This is a genomic window from Arcobacter vandammei, assembly GCF_016106035.1.
GTDB lineage: Bacteria > Campylobacterota > Campylobacteria > Campylobacterales > Arcobacteraceae > Aliarcobacter > Aliarcobacter vandammei.
Genome location: NZ_JADKPZ010000002.1, coordinates 143235 through 166944, shown reverse-complemented (window position 1 = coordinate 166944; position 23710 = coordinate 143235). Strand labels below are relative to the sequence as shown.

Below are 23710 nucleotides of genomic sequence, written 5' to 3'. Positions count from 1 at the left end.
AAGTGTTAATTATCTGTAAATTTATAATAATAACTATTTTTAATTCTTAGTAAACTATAATACAGATATTTATAAAAAAGGGGCTAAAAATGGAAGAAACAATAGTTTTTGTAGTAGCAATACTATTTTTTGCAGTTGTAATAATTGCAAAAGGTGTAAAAATAGTATCTCAATCAGATTTATATGTGGTTGAAAGATTAGGGAAGTTTCATAAGGTTTTAAATGGTGGTTTTCACCTAATAATTCCAATAATTGACCAAGTAAGAGCAGTTTTAACTTCAAGAGAACAGCTAGTAAATATTGAAAAACAATCAGTTATTACAAAAGATAATGTAAATATCTCAATAGATGGAATAGTTTTTTGTAAAGTTGAAGAAGCAACAATGGCAACTTATAATGTTGTAAATTTCAAACACGCAATTGCAAATCTAGCCATGACAACTCTAAGAGCTGAAATTGGAGCTATGGTTTTAGATGATACTTTATCAAATAGAGAAACATTAAATGCAAAACTTCAAACAGAGCTAGGAAGTGCAGCAACAAACTGGGGAATAAAAGTAACAAGAGTTGAAATAGCTGATATTTCTGTTCCTCCTTCAATAGAAAAAGCTATGAATATGCAAATGGAAGCCGAAAGAGAAAAAAGAGCAATTCAAACTAGAGCTGAAGCACAAAAAGAGGCACAAATACGAGAAGCAGAAGCTTTTAAACAAAGTGAAATTTTAAAAGCAGAAGCAATAGAGCGAATGGCAGATGCAAAAAAATATGAGCAGGAAAAAGTTGCAGCTGGACAACAAGAGGCTATGAATTTAATAAACCTTGCAATGAAAGAAAATGAAAAAGCAGCAGAGTTTTTACTAGCAAAAGATAGAGTTGCAGCATTTAAAGCTTTGGCTGAAAGTGGAAGCACAGATAAGATGATTTTACCTTATGATGTAGCACAGATGATTGGAAGCACTTCAGTTTTAGGAGATGCTTTATTCAAAGGTGCAAGTAACTCTAAACCAAACAATGGATAAAAGATGGATTTTTATACACTTTTTGCACTAGGAGTTGTTTTAATAGCTCTTGAAGTTTTTGTGGCTTCTTTTGTGGTTATTTGGTTTGGACTTGGATTTTTGCTTGTATCTTTTGTTGAACTTGTTTTTCCAATAAATGATATTGTTTGGCAAATTTGTTTTGTAGCTATTTTATCTTTGATTTTTCTATTTTTATTTAGAAAAAAGTTATTAGTTAAGTTCTCAAAATCACAAAGAGAAGTAAAAGATAATTTTTTTAATGAAAAAGGAGTAGGAGAGATAAAAAATTCTAAAGTATTTTATAAAGCAACTTATTGGGAAATTGATTCAAAGCTTGATGAAAAAGAGTTTGTTGAAGGCGAAAAAGTAGAGGTTTTAAAAATTCACGGGAATTTTGCCACTATTTCTAAAAGGCAGATTAGCTAATATTATGAATAAATTTATTAAATCTATATTTTGTGAATTATCATATTTTATAATATTCTCTTTTTTGATATTTGTTTTTTTATTAATAACTAATGAAACAAAATTTTTACCTTTAGGTATTACAATTTTTATGTTTTATTTACCATATTTCTTATATCAACTTATAACAATTATATTTTTCAATAGTAGATATAAATGTGATAATTTTATAAACAAAATAAAATTAAGTTTAATAAATAGATATAAATTAATTGACACTGGTAAAGATGAAAGTTTTCCTTTTTATATAAATAAATTTGATGTTCTATTTTCAAATGCAATTTTTATATCTTTATTAGTTAGTTCATTTATTTTATTCTTCATTATAGATGAAATTACTATTAATTTTATATTATCATTTATATTCTGTTTTTTTATATTAATGTATATATTTTTTCATATAAATAGGAAAATACCAGAATTAGTAATTACAGATAAATATATATTTTTTTATAAAGAGAGGCAAAAAGTATATTGGGAAGATATAGCAGATATATATTTTACATTTAGTAGATATGGAAGATATACTTTTAATATAAAAATAAGAGATATTAAAAAATATGATAATGAAGTTTTTCCATATGCTTTTTGGAGTAATGATTATTTAAGTTATATGGTTGTAAATATTGGAGTTAATCATAAAAAACTAGAAGAAATATTTGCTAAAAAGATAGCAAATAATGAGATTAATGTTGTATATAGTCTTAAGAATTTATAAATAGATAAATTATTTGAAAGGGAATAATAATGTATAGAGGAATATATGATTTTTTTCTACAAGATAATAAAGTTTATAATAATTCAAATAAAGAATGGATGATTGAATTATCTACTTCAACTATTATTTGGTTTGATTTAACTAAAAGTTTTTATGAAGATATTGATTTAAACTCTTGTATATCAAAATATATGTTGGAACATAAGAAAAAAGTAGAAGAGTATTTAGAAAAGCGTTTTATATATTTTATATTTTCAAGAAAAAAAGTTAGATTTAATATTAAAAAGAAACCAAAATATTCTTTCTTTAGTAAAAAATTAAATTTGGAGATTTTGATTGGTAGAGAAAGAAAGATAAAAAAAATAGAATTATTTTCTGATAATACCAAACCTAAGGTTGAAATTACTGAAAAATACATAACATTTATTTATAATGAACATTATAAAGAGACACTTTCTATTCATGATTTTTTAATAAATTATAATATAGATATTGGTGAAGAATCAAAAATACATTATATTGGATATACAAAAAATCCAAATAAACGACCTTTAAATGGGAATCATTCTGGATTAAATGATATTTTATATAATGTATCAAATGAAGATAATGATTTCTTTGTATCTTATAATCTATTTAAAGTAACAAGTAATAGTATAAATAATGAGTTTAATATTATTTTTAGAGTATCAAATCCAATGACTGATGAAGTAGATGTAAATACAGAAGGCTTAATTATTGAAAAATGCTTTATTTTGTATTTTAATGCAATAAATCAATCAAGAAATAAAAATAATGAGCTATCTGAATTAAAAAATACTCTAAAGAAATTATCAATAAAAAATAAAATTAATTCTATTTATATAAATTATGAATTAGAAAATAACAGTGAATATTGGAAATTTTATTCGGAAAATGTAAAGCCTACAGATAAACATAATTTTAAAATATCATTAAATGAAAATAAAGTTTGTTTAGAAGTTTTATAGTTATAGATTTATTATAAAAAATTATTTTTATATAATATGTTATAATTTTGAACGATTTTGTAAAAAGGTAATAAAATGATTTCTATCAAAATAGATAATAAACAAATAGAAAATCGTTTATACAAAGAGTTTCAATTAACTGAAAAGATAAAAGATTTTCTAAATTAATCAAAATAGTGATAAAAAAGATTTTGTACAAGAAGATGAAATATTTAAAATTCTTGATAGTTTAAAATAGATGATTATAAATTTTGAGAAAAGTTTTTCAAAAGATGTAACAAAATCAAATACTAAGAAATGAGTTAATAGCACAATTCATTCTCTCTTTTATATCGCTACTGTCTGTTTTCATATAATCTATTTGTATCTTATATAATAGTTCATTTTTTAATTTAAATTCAAAAACTAAATAACCTGCATAAAGTAGGGCTTCTTTATTTTTTTTACCCTTATCTTCTTTGTCATTTTCATAAATATAGTAAGAAATTAGCAATTTATCATTAGATTTTTTGTCATACTTTTTTAGGTTGTCTAAAATTTCTATTAATAATTTATCACTATTGATAGTTGAAAAACTATCTTTTAGATTACTCTTCATATATTTTGAGTACTCAATTTTTGATTCAATATCAAAATTTGAACTAAAAAGAAGCTCTTTTGCAAAATCTAAATCTTTTGTATATATTTTCTCAAAAGTTGTAACACTATTTTGACAACTTACCCTTTTTGATTTTGGGTTAATATCTTGTTTTGATACAACACCATAAACTATAAATAAAATAAATCCTATTACAAAAGATATATATAATTTTGACATAATTTTATCCTTATTTTTAAAACAGAAGTATCAAAGACCTAAGGTCCTTGATACTTTTTTAGTAGCTTAGAGTTTGGTACTCTTTATCTAATATTTTAGCTGCAACTTCAGCAGGTTTTGCAACACTTACACCTTCTATTAAATCAGCTTCTGTTTTCCCAGAATTTGGTAAGAATAGTGGGCAAACTTCAACTTTTGCACCTTGTTTTATTAAACCTTGAAGTAGCATATTTGGAGATTTCTCTTCGCCCTGCATTTTTATAGTTTTTGCTTCAGAACCTTTTATAGCTAAATTTCCAGCACTTGAACAAAGAGTCATATTTACCTCTTTACCTTGTTTTAAAGTCATTGTTGATAGAACCATACCCATCATTTGAGTTTGAGTATCTTCACTTGTGATTAATACATTTAGACCTTTTGCACTATTTTCACTTGCTATTGCACTTATTGTTAAAACTGTAATAGCACTTAAACTTAATAATATTTTTTTCATAATTATCCTTTTAAATTTATTTTTTTGATTATTTTTATAATCAAAAGTTATGAAGTTTATATAATTTTAACTTATGGTTAGATAAAAAAGAGCAAAGGCTCTTTTTTAAAATGAGAATTTTTTATAAAGTCTAAAAAATAAGATTATAGTTTTAATTTGAATATAGATAAATGGAAGCATAAATAGATAGTAAAAAATTGAGTATTTATCTAAAATATCATTGTGTACAAGTCCAATATTTATAAAAAACATTCCAAAAACAAATAGTGCAACACCTGGGCAAATAAGTGCAAAACTTAAAGCAGATTTTTCACTTCCAGCTATAAATTTTTCAAAATATCCAAGTTTTTTCATAATCATATAACCTAAAATTCCAAATATTATTTGTAAAGATAAAATAGCTGAAGTAAGCACAAACAAAGATGATTTATCATTTGAAGCATTTAAGTTGTGTTCTAGCCCAAAAGTAAGCCTAATAAATGTAATTCCAAGAAGAGTTAAAATTGGTATCATAATCCAAAGTGATGGTGCTGTTTCAATATTTACCCCATGCTCAAACATATTTTTAAATCCTAAAATAATTTTCAAAAATATCAATAATATAGAGATACTTGCAAAAAATATAGCAAAAAATATTCCAATAGAGTTTACTATAATATTATGACTCATAGCTCCAGGAGCTGCAAATCCAACACCTACCATAGATAGAGCAAAAATAGAGATCATTTGAGTTAGGTTATTGTTTTTTGTAAAATCAAAATCACCTTTTATAATCAATCTTGAGAAATATTCAAAAAATATTTTAAGTGCAAAATATCCATTTATAGCAAATCCTAAAAGTGCAAAAGGAAATAGATATTCAACAACACTCCAAAGTCTAGGCACAAAAACAGCTCCTAAAACAAAAGCAACATTTATACTCATTGTATAAGTAAGTGGTAAAGTCATAAGGCTAATTTGCCCATTTGAATTAAGTAAAGATTTGTATGTATCACTTTTTTTAAAAAGTAAAAACTGTTTTGTATTCCAGTAAAGAAGTTTAAAGTGAAGTAGAGCAAAAGCAATAATAAAAACTAAAGAAAAAGCCACAATAAAACTAATATAATCACCTTTTTCCAAAGCTGTAAAAACATATTCAAATGTTGCCATTGGTGTGTTTGGATGTGGAACTAAAAACATCAAATACATAAAAAATGATACACTTAATCCTCCAGCACCCAAAGCACTTAAAAAACAAGTTGGAGAAAATTTATCTCTTAAAACCATTTTAATAATCCTTTTATAAAATTTGAAAAGGATTGTAGATTAAATTATATTAAAAACTTATGAAACTAAAATAAGAAAAAATTATTTATATGCTAAAAACATATCCTATAAATCGGCTTTTTTAGTTTTTATTTAATATTTTGAAATATTCATCTCTACTTATTTCATAAGCTCCTAGACTTTCAAGATGTGGATTATAAACTTGGCAATCTATAAGTTTTATATCACTGTTTTTTGCCCAAAGACAAAGATGATAAAATGCTACTTTTGAAGCATCATTTACAAGAGAAAACATACTTTCTCCACAAAAAATATCACCAATAACCAAGCCATAAAGCCCACCAACAAGCTGATTGTCAAGATAAACTTCAATACTATTTGCAACATCTAGTTCATGAAGTTGTGTATAAGCATAAATAAACTCATCACTTATCCAAGTATCATCTTCATGTTTTCTTTTTACTTTTGAACAATTTTTGATAACTTCAATAAAGTTTGTGTTTGATTTAACTACAAAACCTCTATTATTTATTGACTTTTTAAGGCTTTTTGATATTTTCATCTCTTCTGGTTTTAAAACCATTCTTCTATTTGGGCTATACCAATTTATATATCCATAATCATCTATAAACCAAGGAAAAAGACCATTTTCATATGCATTTACTAATCTTTGTGGATGAAAATCTCCACCAATGGCAACTAAATCATTTTTCATCTGTTTTTTTGTAGGAAAATTAAAATTATCAATATTAAGTAGCCAAATTTTTTCATTTTTATCTAATAGTTTCATATTTGTATTTTATATAAAATAGTGTTAAAATCACGAAAAAATAAAGATTGGAAAACTATTTTGAAAAGATTAGATGCATTTTTATCAAGTTTGGGGTATTGTAGTAGAAGTGAAGCAAAAAGATTTTTAAGACAAAATATTGTTACTATTAAAAATGAGAGAATTTTTAATCCAAGCACAAAAGCAAATCATAGTGATATTATGGTAAATGATGAGCCTTTAGATGATGAAAAATTACTTATAGCTTTAAATAAACCAAAAGGTTATATCTGTTCGCATAGTGATGCAGGAAAGCTTATATATTCGTTACTTCCAGTAAGATACCAAAATAGAAACCCAAAAATTTCAACTATTGGAAGATTGGATATTGACACAAGTGGAATTATACTTTTAACAGATGATGGAGATTTAAATCATAGGCTTACAAGTCCAAAAAAAGATGTAAAAAAAATTTATGAAGTAAGTTTGGAATACCCTTTAAATGGAGATGAAAAAGAGCTTTTTGCTAGTGGAAATATAGTTTTAAATGGCGAAGAAAAGGCTTTGAAACCAGCAAATTTAATAGAAATAACTTCAACTTTGGTTCATCTTGAAATAGTTGAGGGCAAATATCACCAAGTAAAAAGAATGTTTGCTTATACAAAAAACAAGGTGATAAATCTTCATAGATTGGAGTTTGCAGGAGAAAATATTAATGATTTAAAAGAGGGCGAATTTAAACTTTTAAATATATCTTCATTTAAAATATAACAAACTGCAATATTTTTTCAAAAATTTAGAACTTTTGGTTATAATTAAAAAAAATCTTGGGAGAAACTATGCAAAACTTGACAATGTGGCACAATATGGCTTGTTCAAAATCAAATAGTGCAAAATGCTATTTAGATGATAATGGTATTAAAATAAATGTGAGAAACTATTTAGAAAATCCACCGTCAAAAGTTGAGATAAAAGAGCTTTTAAACAAGCTAAATATTGGAGTAAAAGAGCTAATAAGAGATAGTGAAAAAGAGTATTTGGAACTTGATATAAAAAATATAGATGATGAAAACAGACTTTTAGAGATACTTGAACAAAATCCAATATTAATTCAAAGACCAATTATTATAGGAGATACAAAGGCTTTTATAGCTAGACTACCTTTAAAAATTGAAGATATTTTAAATGAGTTTTAATATAAATGAAAAACAGCTTAGAATTCGTTATATAAGAGTTGTTGAAAAATTTTTAACAAGAACTATATCTTTATTAAAACTAGAAGATTTCAATAAAGATATTTTTATAAAAAGAACTTTTAAGAACTATGAAGATATGTGCAAAACTCCAAAAGTAGAGCTTTATTCTGATTATTATTCGCTTTTAAATAGTTTTATAGAAAAAACTATAATTTCTGTGAAAAATCCAAGTGATGATTTTGTAGATGAAAGAGCAATGCTTTTAAAAGAGGCAAATTTGCTTCAAAAAGAGAAAAATAAAAGCACATATAAAAAAGAAAAACATAAAAAAAGTAGATTTGATGACGGAAACTGAGAAAAGCTTTAACTTAACAGGAGTTTTAAAAAAAGTTCTATATAAAAATGATGAGACAAAATATATTATTGCAGTTTTAGAAAATAATCAAAAAATTTGTGGAACATATTTTGATGCAGATATTGAAAAACTTGTTGGTGAAGAGATTATAATGAGTGGAAACTGGACAACTCACAGTAAATATGGGGTTCAGTTTGAGTTTAATACTTTGCAAATAAAAGAGCATGAATTACTTTTTTTTCTTACAAAAATTGTAAAAGGTTTTACAAAAAAAGCTGCAAATGAGATTTTGGACAAATACGGTGAAGCTGGGCTTATTGAACTTTTAGAGAAAAATCCAAATGAGCTTTTAAACTTCAAAGGAATAAAAGAGAAAAAATTAAAAATGATTTTAAACTCTTGGCACTCTTTTAAACATTTACGAGAACTTGGGGCTTTTTTGGGAAAATTTGGAGTAACTTCAAATTTGATTACAAAAATATACTCAACTTTTAGTGAAGTTGAAAACTTAATAGAGAAGATAAAAAATAATCCATATATTTTGATAAATATAAAAGGAATAGGTTTTAAAAGAGCCGATGAAATAGCAAAAGCTTTGGGCATTGATTTAAAATCAGAGTTTAGAATAAGAGCTTGTATAAACTACACTTTAAGAGAATTTTGTGATAACAATGGAAACTCATCTATAGATAAATTTCATCTATATAAACTTCTTGATGATAGTTTGAGATTTTCAAATGAAGAGATGCTTTATGAAAATATTTTGACAAAGATGTTAGCAAAAGAGGAGATTTATAGTACAGCAGAAAATCGTGTAGCTCTATCTATGTTGTATTTTGCAGAGAAGTCTATTTTGGAGTTTTTTAATAGAAGAAAAGATGATAAAAATAGAAAAATTATTGAAAATTTTGATGATTATTTAGAGAAAAAAGAGCAAACTTTAGGTTTTTCTTTGAGTGATGAGCAAAAAAAAGCAGTTGAACTTATAAATTCTGGAGAAAAAACTCTATTTTTAATAGGTTATGCAGGAACAGGAAAATCAACTTCAAGTAGGGCAATTTTAGAACTTCTTGAAGAGATTATGAGCTATGATGATATTATGACAATAGCTTTAAGTGGAATTGCAAGTCAAAGAATAAGTGATACAACAGGCTACAATTCAAGCACTATTCAAAGCTTACTTGTAAAACATAAAGAGAAAGATTTTTTCCCATATAAAGCTATTTTACTAGATGAAGCTTCAATGGTAAATTCTTTAACTTTTTATCAAATTATAAGCAAAATTTCAGATGATACAGTTTTTATAATAGTTGGAGATGATGGGCAACTTCCTGCTATTGGAGCTGGAAATATCTTAGCTGATAGTATAAAGCACAATCTTGCTAGTATTTGTAAACTTACAAAAATTTATAGACAAAATGAAAACCAAGCAATAGCAGTAATTGCAAATGATATAAGAAAAGGGGAGTTGCCAAACTATAAAGAGGATTATGAAGATTTTAAATTTATTGATGTCTCTATTTCAAACTACTATTCACAAAAAAACTCTTTAAGTCAAAATGAATTTCAAAATATAAGAGGTGAAAATAGTGAGTATATTTTGAATAATATTTTAAATATTGCAAGTGATTATATACAAAACTATTATGATTTTATAAAAGAGAAAAAAATAGGAAAGGCTCTTACTCTTTTTCAAGTAATTACTCCTATGAAAGGTGGAATTTTAGGAGTTGAGAACTTAAATATTGAACTTCAAAGACTTTTTAATCATACAAAAAATAAAAGTTTGAAGATAAAAGAGATGGAGTATAAACTAACAGATAAGGTAATTCATATAAAAAATGAGAATATGAAAGCTCAAACTATGAGTATGTACAAAAGTAACTCTAGCGAATTTATGGAAAGAAGAGTTTATAACGGTCAATTGGGGCTTGTTATTAAGCTTGATTTTGATGAACAAAAATGTGTAGTTCTATATCCGAATGATGATATGGTGGTATTCTACGACTTTGATAATATTCATAACCTTTTAAATCTTGCATACTGTTTAACTATTCATAAAACTCAAGGTATGGAGTATGAAAATGCTTTAATTCCTATTACCTTTTCACACTATATAATGCACAATACAAAGCTTTTATATACAGCAATTACAAGAGCAAAAAAGATGTGCTTTATTGTTGGAGAAGAAGAGGCTTTTAAGAGTGCTTGTAAGAAAATAGAGGTAACTATTAGAGAGAGTATTTTAAATGATTTATTAAGTAAAAATGAGAAAATTACTCAAACAAATAGTTTAGCTATATCTATTTAAATAACATAAAAGCAATTTTTTTGTAATATATCCTCTAAAAAAATTTAAGAGGATTTTAATTTATGATAACTTGGATGCAAAGGCATAAAAAATGGCTGGTTATTACTATTTGGATTAGTACAATAGCATTTGTTGGGGCTGGATTTGTTGGTTGGGGGTCTTATGATTATGGTTCTAAAGGCGGAGTTGTTGCTAAGGTTGGTAGTAAAGAAGTAACTGTTGATGAGTATCAGCAAGAGTACTCAAACCTCTATAATGAGTATGCTAGGATGTTTGGTCCTATGTTTTCAAAAGAGTTAGCTGAACAATTAAAATTAAAAGATATAGCTTTTAAAAAAGTTTTAGAAAAAAACCTTATTATGTCTTATGGTGACTCTTTGGGACTTGTTTCTACTGATGAAGAAGTTGCTAAAGAGCTTATAAAATATGAAGTTTTTCAAAAAGATGGAAAATTTGATAAAGAGACATATATAAAAGTTTTAAATCAAAATAAATTAGCTCCAAAAGATTTTGAAGAGAGTTTAAAAAATCAAATTTTACTACAAAAAACTCAAGATTTATTTGTTTTAAATCCGAGTCAAAAAGAGATTGAAAATCTTAGTAAGTTGTTATTTATTGAAGATGATATTACTATTAAAATTTTATCTTTAGATGATGTTAAAGTTGAAGTAAAAGATGAAGAGTTAAAAACTTATCATGAAGCAAACAAAAATAGATATTTAAGTGAAGTTTCTTATGATTTAGAGATGAAAACTATACCTTTGGTACCTTCAAATCCAACTGAAGATGAGATAAAAGCACAATATGATAAATTTAAATCAGATTATAAATTTGAAGATGGAAAGATAAAATCTTTTGAAGAGGCAAAAGGGCAAGTAATTGCTGATTTAGATGAAAAGTTTACGAAAAAAGAGGCTTTATCTTTATATTTAAAACTTAAAAAAGATGAAGAGAAATTTGATAAAAAAGAGAACTTTGTTGAGTCTAAATTGCCATTTTTACCTGAGAACTTAGAAAAAATAAATGAAGTTAAAAATGGAGAGATTGTAAAGCCATTTTTTGAAAACAACAACTACTATATTGTGAAATTAGTAAATAAAAAAGCTTCTACTCCTCTTAGTTTTGAAGAAGCAAAAGAACAAGCTATTTTAGATTTTGAGAAAGAGTTAAAATCTAAAAAATTAGATGAAGTTGCAAACTCTTCTTTAGAAGGATTTACAGGAGATAATATAAATGGAGTTACAAGAGAAACTATCTCTAAAATTCCTGCTCTTGCTCAACAAGAAGCTGCGAATTTTTTAAATCAACTATTTTCTGCTACTAAAAAAGAGGGTGTAATTAGATTAGAGAATAAAGCCATTTTATATAGAATAAATAACTCAAAAATGGCAGCTTATGATAAATCAAAAGATGAATTAGTAAAAAATGCAGTAATGCAAGTTCAAGAGAGTGATTTAATTAATAATCTATTAAAAAAATTAGAAACAATATACACAATAAAAACATCAATACAAACAAAGGAGTAACATTGAATAATATTTTAACAATTGATTTAGGCTCTTCTGCTATTACTACTGTTATTGCAAAACTTGATAATGACAATAATATAAATATTTTAGGTACAGGGATTCAAATAAGTAGTGGAATAGAAAAAGGTTTAATAATCAACATTGAAGATGCTTCAAAATCTATAAAAGATGCTGTTGAAATGGCAAAAAAATCTACAAATGAGCAATTTGATACATCAGTAGTTTCAATTTCTGGAGCTTACTCAAAAAGCCATAGAAGTACAGGTTCAGTAAATGTTCCTAATGGAATAATCTCTGAAACAGAGATTAATCAAGTTATGCAAATGGCTTTATATAATGCTACAATAGTTCCAGATTACGAAGTTGTTCATGTAATTCCTATGTTTTTTAAAGTTGATGATAGTGTAGAAGTAGATAATCCTTTAAATATGAATGGAACGAGACTTGAAGTTTCTGTAAATATAGTAATGTCAAAAAGAACTGCTTTGACAAATATTAAATCTGCTTTAAAATCTTCTGGAATTGATAATATTAGATTTGTTTTAGACTCTTATGCTTCAGCTTTAGCTGTTTTAGATGAACAACAAAAGAAATTTGGTGCTGTTGTTGTGAATTTAGGTTCAACTGCGACTGAATTTGTATATTTTAAAGGGAATTCTATTGTTTATAATGGTTTTATTCCAGTTGGTTCAAACCATATTACAACAGATTTATCTATTATGCTTCATACACCTCCTAGTGCTGCTGAAAATATAAAATTAGAATATGGGTCTTTAATTAAAAACTATTCTGAAAATAATGAACTTGAAGATAGAAAGGTTAAAACTCCAAGAATTGGCGATGAAAATACTACTTCTGAAATTGGACTTGATTCAATTCAAACAATAATTCATGCTAGAGTTGAAGAAGTTTTGAGTTTAGTTAAGAAAAAATTAAAGAAAAATGCACTTTTAGATAGCACAGGTTCAGGAATTGTTTTAACTGGTGGTATGACTTATCTTGATGGAATAAAAGATTTAGCAAGAAAAGTTTTTGAAGGAATTCCTATTAGTATTGCTGCTCCAAAACCAATTATAAATAGCTTTGATGTAAATTTTGATGAAGCTTATATGTCCACTATAGTTGGGCTTTTAGAGTACTCTTTAGGTAAAAATAGAAGCTATCAACTTGATTCTAGTAAAAAACTTGTAAGACCAATTCAAAAAGAGAGAGCTTTGGATATTATAAATATGCAAAATATGGCAAATAAAGTAACAGAACCAAAACAAGACTCTTACTCTATAAAAGATAGTGGCGGAATGGATTTAACTCATCTTGTAAAAGAGAAGAAAAAAGAGGGATTTGGTAAGATATTCAAAAAAGTAACGGAGTGGTTTTAATGGAAAATATTAACTTATTTGGAACAAATGAAATAAAAGTAACAGAGCAGATGCCAACAAGAGTTTTATCAAACAACCAACCAAAAATTGCTGTAATTGGAGTTGGTGGTGGTGGTTGTAATATGGTAAACCATATGATAGAAGAGGGAGCTCATAAAATTGATTTAATAGTTGCAAATACAGATTTACAATCTTTACACTCTTCAAAAGCACCAAAGAAAATCGAGTTAGGTCCAAAATTAACAAAAGGTTTTGGAGCAGGAATGAATCCTGAAATAGGAAGAGATTCAGCAATTGAGAGTTATGAAGAGATTAAATCTGTTTTAGAAGGAACTGAGATAGTTTTTGTTGCTTCTGGATTAGGTGGAGGAACAGGAACAGGGGCAGCAGCAATTATTGCAAAAGCAGCAAAAGATGTTGGAGCTTTGACAGTTTCTGTTGTTACTAAACCTTTTGCTTGGGAAGGTAAAAAAAGAGCTGGATTAGCAAATTTAGGTCTTGAAGAGCTAAAAAAAGTTAGTGATTCATTAATAGTTATACCAAATGAGAAGTTAAATGAGATTGTTGATGTTGGTTTAACTTTTAAAAATTCATTTAAAATAGTTGATAATGTTTTATATCAAGCCGTAGTTGGAATGAGTGAGGTTATTTTAAATCCAGGACATTCAGATATTAATACAGACTTTGCAGATGTTAAAACTATTATGAAACATAAAGGTATTGCCTTAATGGGGATTGGAAAAGGAAAAGGTGAAAATTCAGTTCAAGATGCTCTTGATAATGCAATTAATTCGCCACTTTTAGATAAAGTTCCTCTTGAAGGTGCTAAAGGTATATTAATTCATTTTAGTATGAGCCCAAATATTACACTTTTTGCAATTTCAAGTGTTATGAGTACAATTCACGATAAATTAGATCAAAATGCAGATATTATTTTTGGAACAACTACTGATAAAACTTTAGAAAATGATGAGATTAAAGTAACTATTATTGCTACAGGATTTGATTCAAAAAATGAAGATAGAGAGCAAAATGATACTTCAGGAGATGAAGCAGAACCAAAATCAGTTCCTGTTGATAGCGAAAATTATTTAGATACACCACCTCTTATGAGAGATTATAAAATTCAATATATCTTAAAATAGATATAAAAAGGTTTTAAAACCTTTTTATATTTGAAAATCTATCTCTTTATTTTTCTTATTATCATCTTCCCACTCAAAAATAAAACACATTGCTAATTTATCTCTTTTATGTAGGAATTTTCCTGTAAAGTATCCAGAAACAAAAATAGAAATTATTGCTAAAAATGAGCTAAAAACTAAAGTAGAAAGCCCACTTAATCCTTGACCAACAGTACAACCAATAGCCATAATTCCACCAACACCCATCATTGCACCACCAATCATATTGTATTTTACTTTTTTAATTCCAAGATTTGCTGTACAACCAAAGCTATACTTTTTGTTAAATAGTGTTGAAATATATGTTCCTATCATTGCTCCAATAACTAAACAAACTCCAAAACTAAACTCATTTACTTGATAATATGTAAAAAGTTCTAAAGTTTTTGCACTAGGATATACAAAACTAATAGCTTGAGTTTGTATCTCTTTATCAAAGCTTTCAAGTCCAATATAGCCTGTTACATACCAAGCAAATCCGATTAAAAGTCCAATTATTGCACCATCATAAAGAGAAAAAACTCTTTTTATTTTTTTTGTAAAAAGGTATAAAAGTATTAATAAAACACCTAAAATAAAATAGATATTTAATTGAAAATTCTCCAAAACTTTTGAAGCATCAATTAATATTTGATTATTTATAATTGGGTTTATAAGTTCAAATAAAACACCTTTTGTTGTAGCATATGCAAATATTGCTATAAAAATTAAAGTAACAAGGGCATTTGAATCACCTTGCGCAAATTTAACTATACTTCTACTACTACAACCATCAGCTATCATCATTCCAGCACCAAATAAAAGTCCACCAATAATTATCGCAAAATAGTTTATATCACTTTTGAAATAGGCACTTTGAGTTAAATCTATATCAAAAATATTTGATAAAATTTGAGTTGATAATATTGCTACAATCATCGCCATTATTACACTAGCTGCTCTTTTTGTAGATTTTATTTGTAAGAAATCCTTTATACTTCCACTAAAACAAAACTGTTTTTGTTGTGCAATAAATCCAAAAATAAGTCCTATTAAAATACCAAAAATATTTACTAAACTATAAGTTTCTATTTCAAACATCTATATTTCATCCTCATCTTCTCTCATATCTTCAAGATCTAAAAGAATATTATTTGCCTCTTCTTCACTTAAGCTTCCTTTTTCAATTTGATTTAAAGCTTCATTGTAAAATTTTTTTACATCTTGCATATATTCTAACTCAATTTTTAAATTTTTGTTATTACTATTTTTTTCTAAAAGCTTTTTTATAGCAACTATTTCATCTTCTACTTCTACTAAAACATCAGTTTTTAAAAGTATCTCAAGCTCTTTTATTTTACTCAAAATATATCCTTTATAAAATTTTTATTTATTATATTAAAAATTACTTTTATTTAATAAAATAGTATATAAAATGGATTATTTTTATAAAATAGTGTCACTAAAAGGCTTTTTTATTTTAGTTTAGATAGACTTTAATATTAAAAAATATAAAAATTTTGGAAAATATTTTGAAAATAGAGACGAAAATAGAGAAATTTAATGAACCTTTATATCTTGAAAGTGGAAGATTGCTTGAAGAGTTTGAGATAATTTATGAGACTTATGGAACATTAAATGAAGATAAATCAAATGTTATAGTAATTTGTCATGCTCTTTCAGGTAGCCATCATGCAGCTGGAAGATATGAAAATGAGGCAAAAGCTGGTTGGTGGGATAAGTTTATTGGAGATAAAAAAACTATAGATACAGAAAAATATTTTGTTATTTGTTCAAATAATATTGGAAGTTCTTATGGCTCTACATCTCCATTAAGCATTAATCCAAGTACAAAAAAAGAGTATAGGTTAAAATTTCCAGTTTTAACTATTTCAGATATTGTAAATGCTCAAATGAAGCTTTATAAAAAACTAGGAATTACAAATGCTCTTGCAGTAATTGGTGGAAGTATGGGTGGAATGCAGACTTTATGCTATGCAATAGAACACCCAAATTTTTCAAAGCATTATATAGCACTTGCTTGTACAGCATATACAAGACCTTGGGTAATTGCACTAAATAAAATAGCAATTGAAGCAATAAGACACGATATAAATTTTAAAAATGGAAATTATTTAAAAGATGATTTAAAGGCTAGTGGTTTAGTTGGTTTGGCCGTTGGAAGAATGGCAGGACTCATTGCATATTTAAGCCCTAGCTTATTTAATAAAAAATTTGCAAGAGATTATGTCGAAACAGATGGGCTTTATGAACTTTTTGGAAGATTTGAGATAGAAAAATATCTTGAACACAACTCTTATAGTTTTCCAAAATTTTTTGATCCTTTATCATATTTATATATTTGTAAAACAATAAATATTTTTGATGCAGGAAGAAATAAAGATAAATTAGAAGATAGTTTTCAAAAGATTGCTGGAAAACTTCACTTAATCTCTTTTAAAGATGATATGCTATTTTTTCCTGAAGAGATGAGAGAAATAAGAGATATTATGGAAAAAATTGGAAAAAAAGAGCAAACAACATACTTAGAAGTAGATAGTTCAAGTGGACATGACTCATTTTTGGTTGAAGTTGAAAAATTTGAAGAACATATAAAAGATATTTTAAAGGATTAAAAATGCAAGAAAATATTATAAATAGTGAAGATATTAGTTTTGAAAATAGAGTTTTAAAAGCAAAAGAGATTTTAGAAAAACTTACAAAAAATGATATTACTTTAAGTGATTCATTGAAATTATACAATGATGGAATAAAAGAGCTTGAATTAGCTCAAAAGTTGCTTGAAGAGGCAAAATTGATTTTTACAGCAGAGAATAAAGTATGATAGATATAGCACCTGTAAAAAAGAAAAGTAGGGTAATAGATACCTTTATCTCGAAAGAGGCTCTAAGTGGTATACTTCTTTTATTTGTTACAATTTTTGCTATTTTTATTGCTAATTCAAATATAGGAGCTGAATATTTTGCTTTTTGGGATAAAGATTTTGGATTAACTTTAGGAGACAATACAATAACAATGCCAATTAGACTTTGGATAAATGATGGTCTAATGGCACTATTTTTTTTAATGGTTAGTTTGGAGATTAAAAGAGAAATTTTAATAGGTGAATTAGCAGGTGCTTCAAAAGCCTTTTTTCCTTTTATAGCATCTTTAGGTGGAATGATAGTTCCAGCATTAATTTATATAGCTTTTAATCCTGATAATATGTTAGGTTTTGGTATTCCAATGGGAACAGATACTGCTTTTGCAATAGCTATTTTAATGCTTCTAGGTAAAAGAGTAAATCCTTTGGTTAAACTTTTTTTAGTTGCTCTTGCTGTAATTGATGATTTAGGAGCTATTTTGGTTGTTGCTTTTGTTTATACAAATGAGTTACATTTTATATATTTTATTCATGCAACAGTTATTTATGCTTTAATTTGGTTATTAAACTATTTTGATGTTAAAAAACTTTTACCATATTTGATATTAGGTATTTTTTTATGGATATATATTCACGAAACTGGAGTTCATGCTACAATTGCTGGAGTTTTATTAGCATTTGCTATTCCTATTAGCTCTAAAATGGATGAAAAAGATTTTATTGATACTACTAAATTTAGTCTTCATGAATTTGAAAAACATAAAGATGATAGCCCAATATTAAATAATAGACAAATAAATGCTCTTGAAGGTTTAGCTTATGGATATGATAGAGTTCAAAATCCACTTATTAGGTTAGAACATAATCTTCATGGTTTCTCTGCATTTTTTATTATGCCAATCTTTGCTTTTTCAAATGCTGGAGTTTTATTAGATTTTACAGCAGTTACTGAACATTTAATGATAGTTTTAGGTGTTGCTTTGGGGCTTTTATTAGGAAAACCTTTAGGAATTTTCTCTTTTGTTTATATAGCTACGAAATTAAAAATTATAAAAAAACCTGCAAATATAACTTGGTTTGAGATTTTATCTGTTGGATTTATTGCTGGAATTGGGTTTACAATGTCTATTTTTATAGCAAACCTAGCATTTACAGATGAAGTTGTAATTTCTGCTATTAAAATTGGAATATTCTTAGCATCATTTATTGCAACTGTAATAGGTGTTACACTTATAATTATAAAATATAGATTAAAATATAAAAGCATTTAGCTTTTATATTTTAAAAATTTACTAAACTACACCTTTTATACTACTTTACCTAACAAAATATTAAGTACTTTTTAGATAAACTTGCCAAATTTTAAATCAGCGAAAGGAAAGTTATGCCAAAAAGAGAAGATATAAAAAACATTTTGTTAATTGGTTCAGGACCAATTGTTATAGGACAGGCGTGTGAGTTTGATTACTCAGGAACACAAGCTACTAAAACTTTAAAAGAGCTTGGTTATAGAGTTGTACTTGTAAACTCAAACCCAGCAACAATCATGACAGATCCAGAATTTGCTGATAAGACTTATATAGAACCAATCACTGAAGAGGTTGTTTTAAATATAATTAAAAAGGAGAATATTGATGCGATTTTACCAACAATGGGTGGTCAAACAGCACTAAATATTGCAACTTCTATGTATGAAAAAGGGCTTTTAGAAGGAATTACTTTTTTAGGAGTTCATCCAGAAGCTATCAAAAAAGGTGAAGATAGACATCTTTTTACTGAAAGTATGAAAAAAATAGGACTTGATTTGCCAAGAAGTGAAAATGCTTATAATCTTGAAGAAGCTATTAAAATAGCTAAAGATATTGGTTTTCCAGTTATCTCAAGAGCTTCATTTACACTTGCTGGTGCTGGAAGTGGTGTTGCTTATAATATGGAAGAGTTTAAAGCTCTTGCACAAGCAGGACTTGATGCAAGTCCAATCAATGAAATTGAGATTTTAGAATCAGTTTTAGGTTGGAAAGAGTATGAAATGGAAATTATAAGAGATACAAATGACAACTGTATAGTTGTTTGTTCTATTGAAAATCTTGACCCAATGGGAGTTCATACAGGAGATAGTATCACAATTGCTCCAGCACTAACTCTAACAGATAAAGAGTATGCAAAAATGAGAGAAGCATCTTTTGCGATTTTAAGAGAAGTTGGAGTAAATAGTGGAGGTTCAAATGTGCAGTTTTCTATGTGTCCAAACACTGGAAGAATGCTTGTTATTGAGATGAACCCAAGAGTAAGTAGAAGTTCTGCACTTGCTTCAAAAGCAACAGGTTACCCAATAGCAAAAGTTTCAACTCTTTTAGCAGTTGGATTTACTCTTGATGAGATAGAAAATGATATGACAGGAACATTAGCTAGTTTTGAACCAGCAGTTGATTATATTGTTGCAAAAGTTCCTAGATTTACTTTTGAAAAATTCCCAAAAGCAAACTCTACTTTAACAACTTCTATGAAGAGTGTTGGAGAAGTTATGTCTATTGGAAGAAACTTTAATGAGAGTATTCAAAAAGCTCTTTGCTCACTTGAAACTGGGCTTTGTGGGTTTGATAGTATCTCAACAGATTTAGAGCTAATTAAAAAAGAGATTAGAAGACCAAATGATAAAAGACTTCAATACCTAATGGATGGTATGAGAATGGGATTATCAAATGAAGATATTTTTGAGTTATCAAAAATTGATCCGTGGTTTTTAGCTAAGTTTAGAGAGATGTATGAACTTGAACTTGCTATGACACCAGCTATTTTAGAAGATGTAGAGTTTTTACGAAAAGTAAAATCAAATGGATTTAGTGATAAATTTATTGCACAAAAAATAGCAAAAACAGAAGAAGATGTATATACAGCCCGAAAAAAACTAGATATTGATTTTGAATATAATGAAGTTGATACTTGTGCAGGAGAGTTTAAAGCTTTAAATCAATACCTTTATTCAACTACAAATGTTTCAAAACTTCCAAAAGTAGAAATTCCTAAATCAAACGATAAAAAAGTTATGATTATTGGTGGTGGACCAAATAGAATTGGGCAAGGAATAGAGTTTGATTATTGTTGTGTACATGCAAGTTTCGCACTAGCTGAAATGGGTGTAAAAACGATTATGTATAACTGTAACCCTGAAACAGTTTCAACAGATTATGATACTTCAGATGTTTTATATTTTGAACCAATTGATTTTGAACATGTAAGAAGTGTTGTAGAAAAAGAGCAACCAGATGGTGTAATCGTACACTTTGGTGGGCAAACTCCACTAAAACTTGCACAAGCTTTAACAAAAGCAGGAGCAAAGATAATTGGAACAACAGCAGATGTTATTGATTTAGCTGAAGATAGAAAAAAATTCTCTGCTTTTGTTGAAAAAATTGGGCTTTTACAACCAGAAAATGGAACAGCAGTAAAACTTGATGAGGCTATAAGAATAGCTGAGAAAATAGGCTATCCTGTACTTGTTCGTCCTTCATTCGTTCTTGGTGGAAGAGGTATGAAAATAGTTTATTCAACTGCTGAACTTACACAATATATGGATGAAGCGGTTTCAGTTTCAAATGATGCACCAGTTTTAATTGATAAATTCCTTGATAGAGCAATAGAGCTTGATGTTGATTGTATTTGTGATGGAAAAGAGGCATATATTGGTGGAATTATGCAACATATTGAAGAAGCAGGTATTCACTCAGGAGATAGTGCTTGTTCACTTCCTCCAATAAGTATAGATGATAAATTAATCAAAGAGTTAGAAGTAAAAACAAAAGAGATGGCTTTAGGGCTTGGAGTTGTGGGACTTATGAATGTTCAATATGCTATTCATAAAGGGCAAATTTATCTAATTGAAGTAAACCCAAGAGCTAGTAGAACAGTTCCGTTTGTTAGTAAAGCAACAGGAATACCACTTGCAAAAGTAGCAACTAGAGTTATGTGGGGACATAGTTTAAGAGATGCTTTAAAAGTTTATGATAGAGATATTGTATATGAAGACAACAGTGTTTTAAAACCAAAACTTAAAAATCATGTTGCAGTTAAAGAGTCTGTTTTTCCTTTCAATAAACTTGTAGGTGCAGATTTACTTTTAAGTCCAGAGATGAAAAGTACAGGTGAGGTTATGGGAATTGCTGATAACTTTGCTATGGCATTTGCAAAGAGCCAAAATGCTGCTAAAAACTCTTTACCAAAAACTGGAAAAGTGTTTATTTCGCTTTGTGAATTGGATAAACCATTTGCAAGTAGTATTGCAAAAAGCTTAGTTGAAAGTGGCTTTACTATTTGTGCAACAGGTGGAACAGAAAAAATTATCTCTGAAGCTGGAATAGTTTGTGAAAAAGTTTTAAAAGTTAGTGAAGGAAGACCAAATATTACAGACCTTTTAACAAATGGTGATATTACAATGGCTATAAATACAAGCGGTGAGCAAGAATCTTCAAAAGATGATGGAAAAGAGATAAGAAGAGCAGTTTTAAGAATGAGTGTTCCATATTTTACAACTGTAGCTGCGGCAGAGGCTGCTGCTGATGCTATAAAAGAGTTAAAAACTTCAGATGTTTCAACTCCTAAATCTATTCAAGAGTACTTAAACTACTAAATGAATTCAAATTTAGTATATTTGATACAAACAGATACTACTGTTGGTTTCTCGTCATTTGATGATGAGAAGCTATCAAATATAAAACAAAGACCTGCTAATCAAAAAATTTTAAAAACTGTTGATAGTTTTGAAACTCTAAAAGAGTTTACAAGAGTTCCAAAAAAGTATAGAAAAATGGTTAGAAATAGCCATAAAACTACTTTTATATACCCAAACTTAAGCTCTTTTAGAGTTGTAAATAAAGATAGTAATTTTTTTGATTTTATTAAAAAGTTTAAAGTTTTATCTTCAACTTCAGCAAATAGAACAAAAGAGAGTTTTGATTATGATTTTGCTTTTAAAAATTGTGATGTTGAAGTTATAGAAACTAGAGGATTTTATGAGACAAACTCTTCAAAAATATTTAAATTTTATAAGCAAAGAGTAGAAAGAATAAGGTAAATTAAAGATTATTTTTAAGCAAATTAAAACTCAAACTTAACTATAATCCATATTCTTTTTTATGACCCTGTCGTCTAGTGGCCAAGGACCTTAGGATTTCCTCCTAAAGACGCAAGTTCGAATCTTGCTGGGGTCGCCATATTAAAATTTAAATATTATTTATAGCCTCAAAAACTTTAATCGCTTGAAAATGCTCTTTTACATCATGACATCTAATAATACTTGCACCATTTTTCAAAGACTCTAAATGAATAGCCAAAGTTCCGCTAAGTCTATCTTCTATTTTTGATTCTACTATTTGGTTTATCATAGACTTTCTACTAGCTCCAACTAAAAGTTCATAACCAAAATGTTTGAAATGTTCTAAATTTTTGATTAAAGTAAGATTATGTTCTAAATTTTTACCAAATCCAATTCCAACATCTAAAATAATATCTTCTATTCCAAAACTTTTTGCTTTTTCTATTCTTTGTGCAAAAAAACTATCAATTTCAAGCATAATATCTTCATAACTTGGACTCTCTTGCATATTTTGTGGGTCATTTTGCATATGCATAATTACAGCTTTTGCATTGTAACTAGCTGTAATTTTACAAATTTCATCATTTTGTAAACCTGTAATATCATTTACTATTTTAAATCCATTATCAAGTGAATATTTTACTGTTTGTGGTGAGTATGAATCTATTGAAAATTCTACTTTATCAAAATATCTATTTTTGTAAATTAAATCTATAGTATCTTTTACTCTTTTGAACTCTTCATCATCTCCAATATAAATGCTTCCAGGACGACTTGAAACTCCACCAATATCTATAATATTAGCACCATTTTCTATCATATTTTCAATTTGTTGGCAGATATTTTGACTAGAAAATCTACTTTTTTCAAAAAAAGAGTCACTATTTAGATTTAAAACTCCCATTATTTTTGTTGGGAATTTAATATTTTTTGTGAAATCTTTTAGTTGTTTTGCCAAATCTTTTAATCCAAAAGGTTGAGCCAACTCTTTTTTACTTAGAATTTCAAGATGTTTTGTAGAACCTATAAGCAAAACATTTACATATTTATCTCTTGCAATTATAACACCCTCAGGAACAGCTAAATCAGCCCCAATAGATAAAGCATCTTGTTTTAGTATATTTGCAGCTCCAACATGAAGATTTTTGATAAATAAAGTGTGTATTTTCGCCTTTTTTGACATAATTTTCACACCACTTACATCACAATTTAGATTAGTTAAAAAACTACTTGCATCATTTAAAGAAACTTTATAAATTTGCATT

At 27.2% G+C, this 23710-nt stretch carries 23 protein-coding genes and 1 tRNA gene; 17 read left to right on the top strand and 7 right to left on the bottom strand.

What is annotated here, in order from left to right:
- Positions 1–89: 89 nt before the first annotated feature.
- From IQC44_RS01950 to IQC44_RS01935, 4 genes are read left to right on the top strand one after another with little or no spacing between them, the layout of a single operon-like run.
- Positions 90–1019 carry an SPFH domain-containing protein gene (locus IQC44_RS01950; RefSeq protein WP_198304514.1) on the top strand — a complete coding sequence of 310 codons (930 nt, stop codon included), beginning with the start codon at positions 90–92 and terminating at the stop codon, positions 1017–1019.
- A 3-nt stretch (positions 1020–1022) separates the two neighbouring features.
- Positions 1023–1445: an NfeD family protein gene (locus IQC44_RS01945; protein ID WP_198304513.1), complete on the top strand. Its 423-nt coding sequence runs from the start codon at positions 1023–1025 to the stop codon at positions 1443–1445.
- Between the two features lie 4 nt (positions 1446–1449).
- Positions 1450–2202 (top strand): hypothetical protein, encoded by a 753-nt coding sequence (locus tag IQC44_RS01940; protein WP_198304512.1) that lies wholly within the window; start codon positions 1450–1452, stop codon positions 2200–2202.
- 29 nt (positions 2203–2231) lie between these two features.
- On the top strand, positions 2232–3191 hold the full coding sequence (locus IQC44_RS01935; RefSeq protein ID WP_198304511.1) for a hypothetical protein: 960 nt from the start codon (positions 2232–2234) through the stop codon (positions 3189–3191).
- Positions 3192–3474: 283 nt separating this feature from the next.
- On the opposite strand, the gene IQC44_RS01930 is transcribed toward IQC44_RS01935, so the two are convergent.
- The 4 genes from IQC44_RS01930 to aat all read right to left on the bottom strand — a co-directional run bounded on the left by IQC44_RS01930 (position 3475) and on the right by aat (position 6557).
- On the bottom strand, positions 3475–4008 hold the full coding sequence (locus tag IQC44_RS01930; protein WP_198304510.1) for a hypothetical protein: 534 nt from the start codon (positions 4006–4008) through the stop codon (positions 3475–3477).
- Positions 4009–4066: 58 nt separating this feature from the next.
- The gene (locus IQC44_RS01925; protein ID WP_198304509.1) at positions 4067–4501 is read right to left on the bottom strand and encodes a DsrE family protein; all 435 of its coding nucleotides are present in this window, start codon (positions 4499–4501) and stop codon (positions 4067–4069) included.
- A gap of 105 nt (positions 4502–4606) precedes the next feature.
- Positions 4607–5767, bottom strand: a complete 1161-nt coding sequence (locus IQC44_RS01920) for a TsoY family (seleno)protein (RefSeq protein WP_198304508.1) — start codon at positions 5765–5767, stop codon at positions 4607–4609.
- A 121-nt stretch (positions 5768–5888) separates the two neighbouring features.
- Complete coding sequence (gene aat / locus IQC44_RS01915) at positions 5889–6557, bottom strand: leucyl/phenylalanyl-tRNA--protein transferase (protein WP_198304507.1); 669 nt, start codon at positions 6555–6557, stop codon at positions 5889–5891.
- A gap of 60 nt (positions 6558–6617) precedes the next feature.
- Between aat and IQC44_RS01910 the strand changes: the two genes are divergently transcribed.
- The 7 genes from IQC44_RS01910 to ftsZ all read left to right on the top strand — a co-directional run bounded on the left by IQC44_RS01910 (position 6618) and on the right by ftsZ (position 14451).
- Positions 6618–7307: a pseudouridine synthase gene (locus IQC44_RS01910; protein WP_228286222.1), complete on the top strand. Its 690-nt coding sequence runs from the start codon at positions 6618–6620 to the stop codon at positions 7305–7307.
- Between the two features lie 68 nt (positions 7308–7375).
- Positions 7376–7732 carry an ArsC/Spx/MgsR family protein gene (locus IQC44_RS01905; protein ID WP_198304506.1) on the top strand — a complete coding sequence of 119 codons (357 nt, stop codon included), beginning with the start codon at positions 7376–7378 and terminating at the stop codon, positions 7730–7732.
- Entirely contained in the window at positions 7722–8087 is a 366-nt protein-coding gene (locus IQC44_RS01900; RefSeq protein WP_198304505.1) for a hypothetical protein, read from the top strand. The genes IQC44_RS01905 and IQC44_RS01900 overlap by 11 nt, the downstream gene beginning before the upstream one ends.
- The gene (locus IQC44_RS01895; protein WP_198304504.1) at positions 8074–10398 is read left to right on the top strand and encodes an AAA family ATPase; all 2325 of its coding nucleotides are present in this window, start codon (positions 8074–8076) and stop codon (positions 10396–10398) included. The genes IQC44_RS01900 and IQC44_RS01895 overlap by 14 nt, the downstream gene beginning before the upstream one ends.
- A 62-nt stretch (positions 10399–10460) precedes the next feature.
- Positions 10461–11924, top strand: a complete 1464-nt coding sequence (locus IQC44_RS01890) for a peptidylprolyl isomerase (RefSeq protein ID WP_198304503.1) — start codon at positions 10461–10463, stop codon at positions 11922–11924.
- A gap of 2 nt (positions 11925–11926) precedes the next feature.
- Positions 11927–13306, top strand: coding sequence for a cell division protein FtsA (gene ftsA, locus IQC44_RS01885; RefSeq protein ID WP_198304502.1), 1380 nt, complete (start codon positions 11927–11929; stop codon positions 13304–13306).
- 50 nt (positions 13307–13356) lie between these two features.
- Positions 13357–14451 carry a cell division protein FtsZ gene (gene ftsZ, locus IQC44_RS01880; protein ID WP_420837845.1) on the top strand — a complete coding sequence of 365 codons (1095 nt, stop codon included), beginning with the start codon at positions 13357–13359 and terminating at the stop codon, positions 14449–14451.
- A 24-nt stretch (positions 14452–14475) separates the two neighbouring features.
- Here the strand turns inward: ftsZ and IQC44_RS01875 are convergent, their stop codons facing one another.
- Both IQC44_RS01875 and IQC44_RS01870 read right to left on the bottom strand, forming a co-directional pair.
- Positions 14476–15570, bottom strand: a complete 1095-nt coding sequence (locus tag IQC44_RS01875) for a YeeE/YedE family protein (protein ID WP_198304500.1) — start codon at positions 15568–15570, stop codon at positions 14476–14478.
- Positions 15571–15834 (bottom strand): hypothetical protein, encoded by a 264-nt coding sequence (locus tag IQC44_RS01870; RefSeq protein WP_198304499.1) that lies wholly within the window; start codon positions 15832–15834, stop codon positions 15571–15573.
- A 167-nt stretch (positions 15835–16001) separates the two neighbouring features.
- Here IQC44_RS01870 and metX point away from each other — a divergent pair, with 167 nt between their 5' ends.
- From metX to IQC44_RS01840, 6 genes are all read left to right on the top strand, one after another.
- A complete protein-coding gene (gene metX, locus IQC44_RS01865; RefSeq protein WP_198304498.1) occupies positions 16002–17105 on the top strand; it encodes a homoserine O-acetyltransferase MetX in 1104 nt (367 codons plus the stop codon).
- 2 nt (positions 17106–17107) lie between these two features.
- Positions 17108–17314 (top strand): exodeoxyribonuclease VII small subunit, encoded by a 207-nt coding sequence (gene xseB / locus IQC44_RS01860; RefSeq protein WP_198304497.1) that lies wholly within the window; start codon positions 17108–17110, stop codon positions 17312–17314.
- Positions 17311–18624, top strand: coding sequence for a Na+/H+ antiporter NhaA (gene nhaA / locus IQC44_RS01855; protein ID WP_198304496.1), 1314 nt, complete (start codon positions 17311–17313; stop codon positions 18622–18624). The genes xseB and nhaA overlap by 4 nt, the downstream gene beginning before the upstream one ends.
- A 113-nt stretch (positions 18625–18737) precedes the next feature.
- A complete protein-coding gene (carB, locus tag IQC44_RS01850; RefSeq protein WP_198304495.1) occupies positions 18738–21980 on the top strand; it encodes a carbamoyl-phosphate synthase large subunit in 3243 nt (1080 codons plus the stop codon).
- The gene (locus IQC44_RS01845) at positions 21981–22424 is read left to right on the top strand and encodes a Sua5 YciO YrdC YwlC family protein (RefSeq protein ID WP_198304494.1); all 444 of its coding nucleotides are present in this window, start codon (positions 21981–21983) and stop codon (positions 22422–22424) included.
- 63 nt (positions 22425–22487) lie between these two features.
- Positions 22488–22563: transfer RNA gene (locus IQC44_RS01840), tRNA-Glu, on the top strand.
- Positions 22564–22572: 9 nt separating this feature from the next.
- Here IQC44_RS01840 and folP read toward each other — a convergent pair.
- Positions 22573–23709: a dihydropteroate synthase gene (folP, locus tag IQC44_RS01835; protein WP_198304493.1), complete on the bottom strand. Its 1137-nt coding sequence runs from the start codon at positions 23707–23709 to the stop codon at positions 22573–22575.
- Position 23710 lies beyond the last annotated feature (1 nt).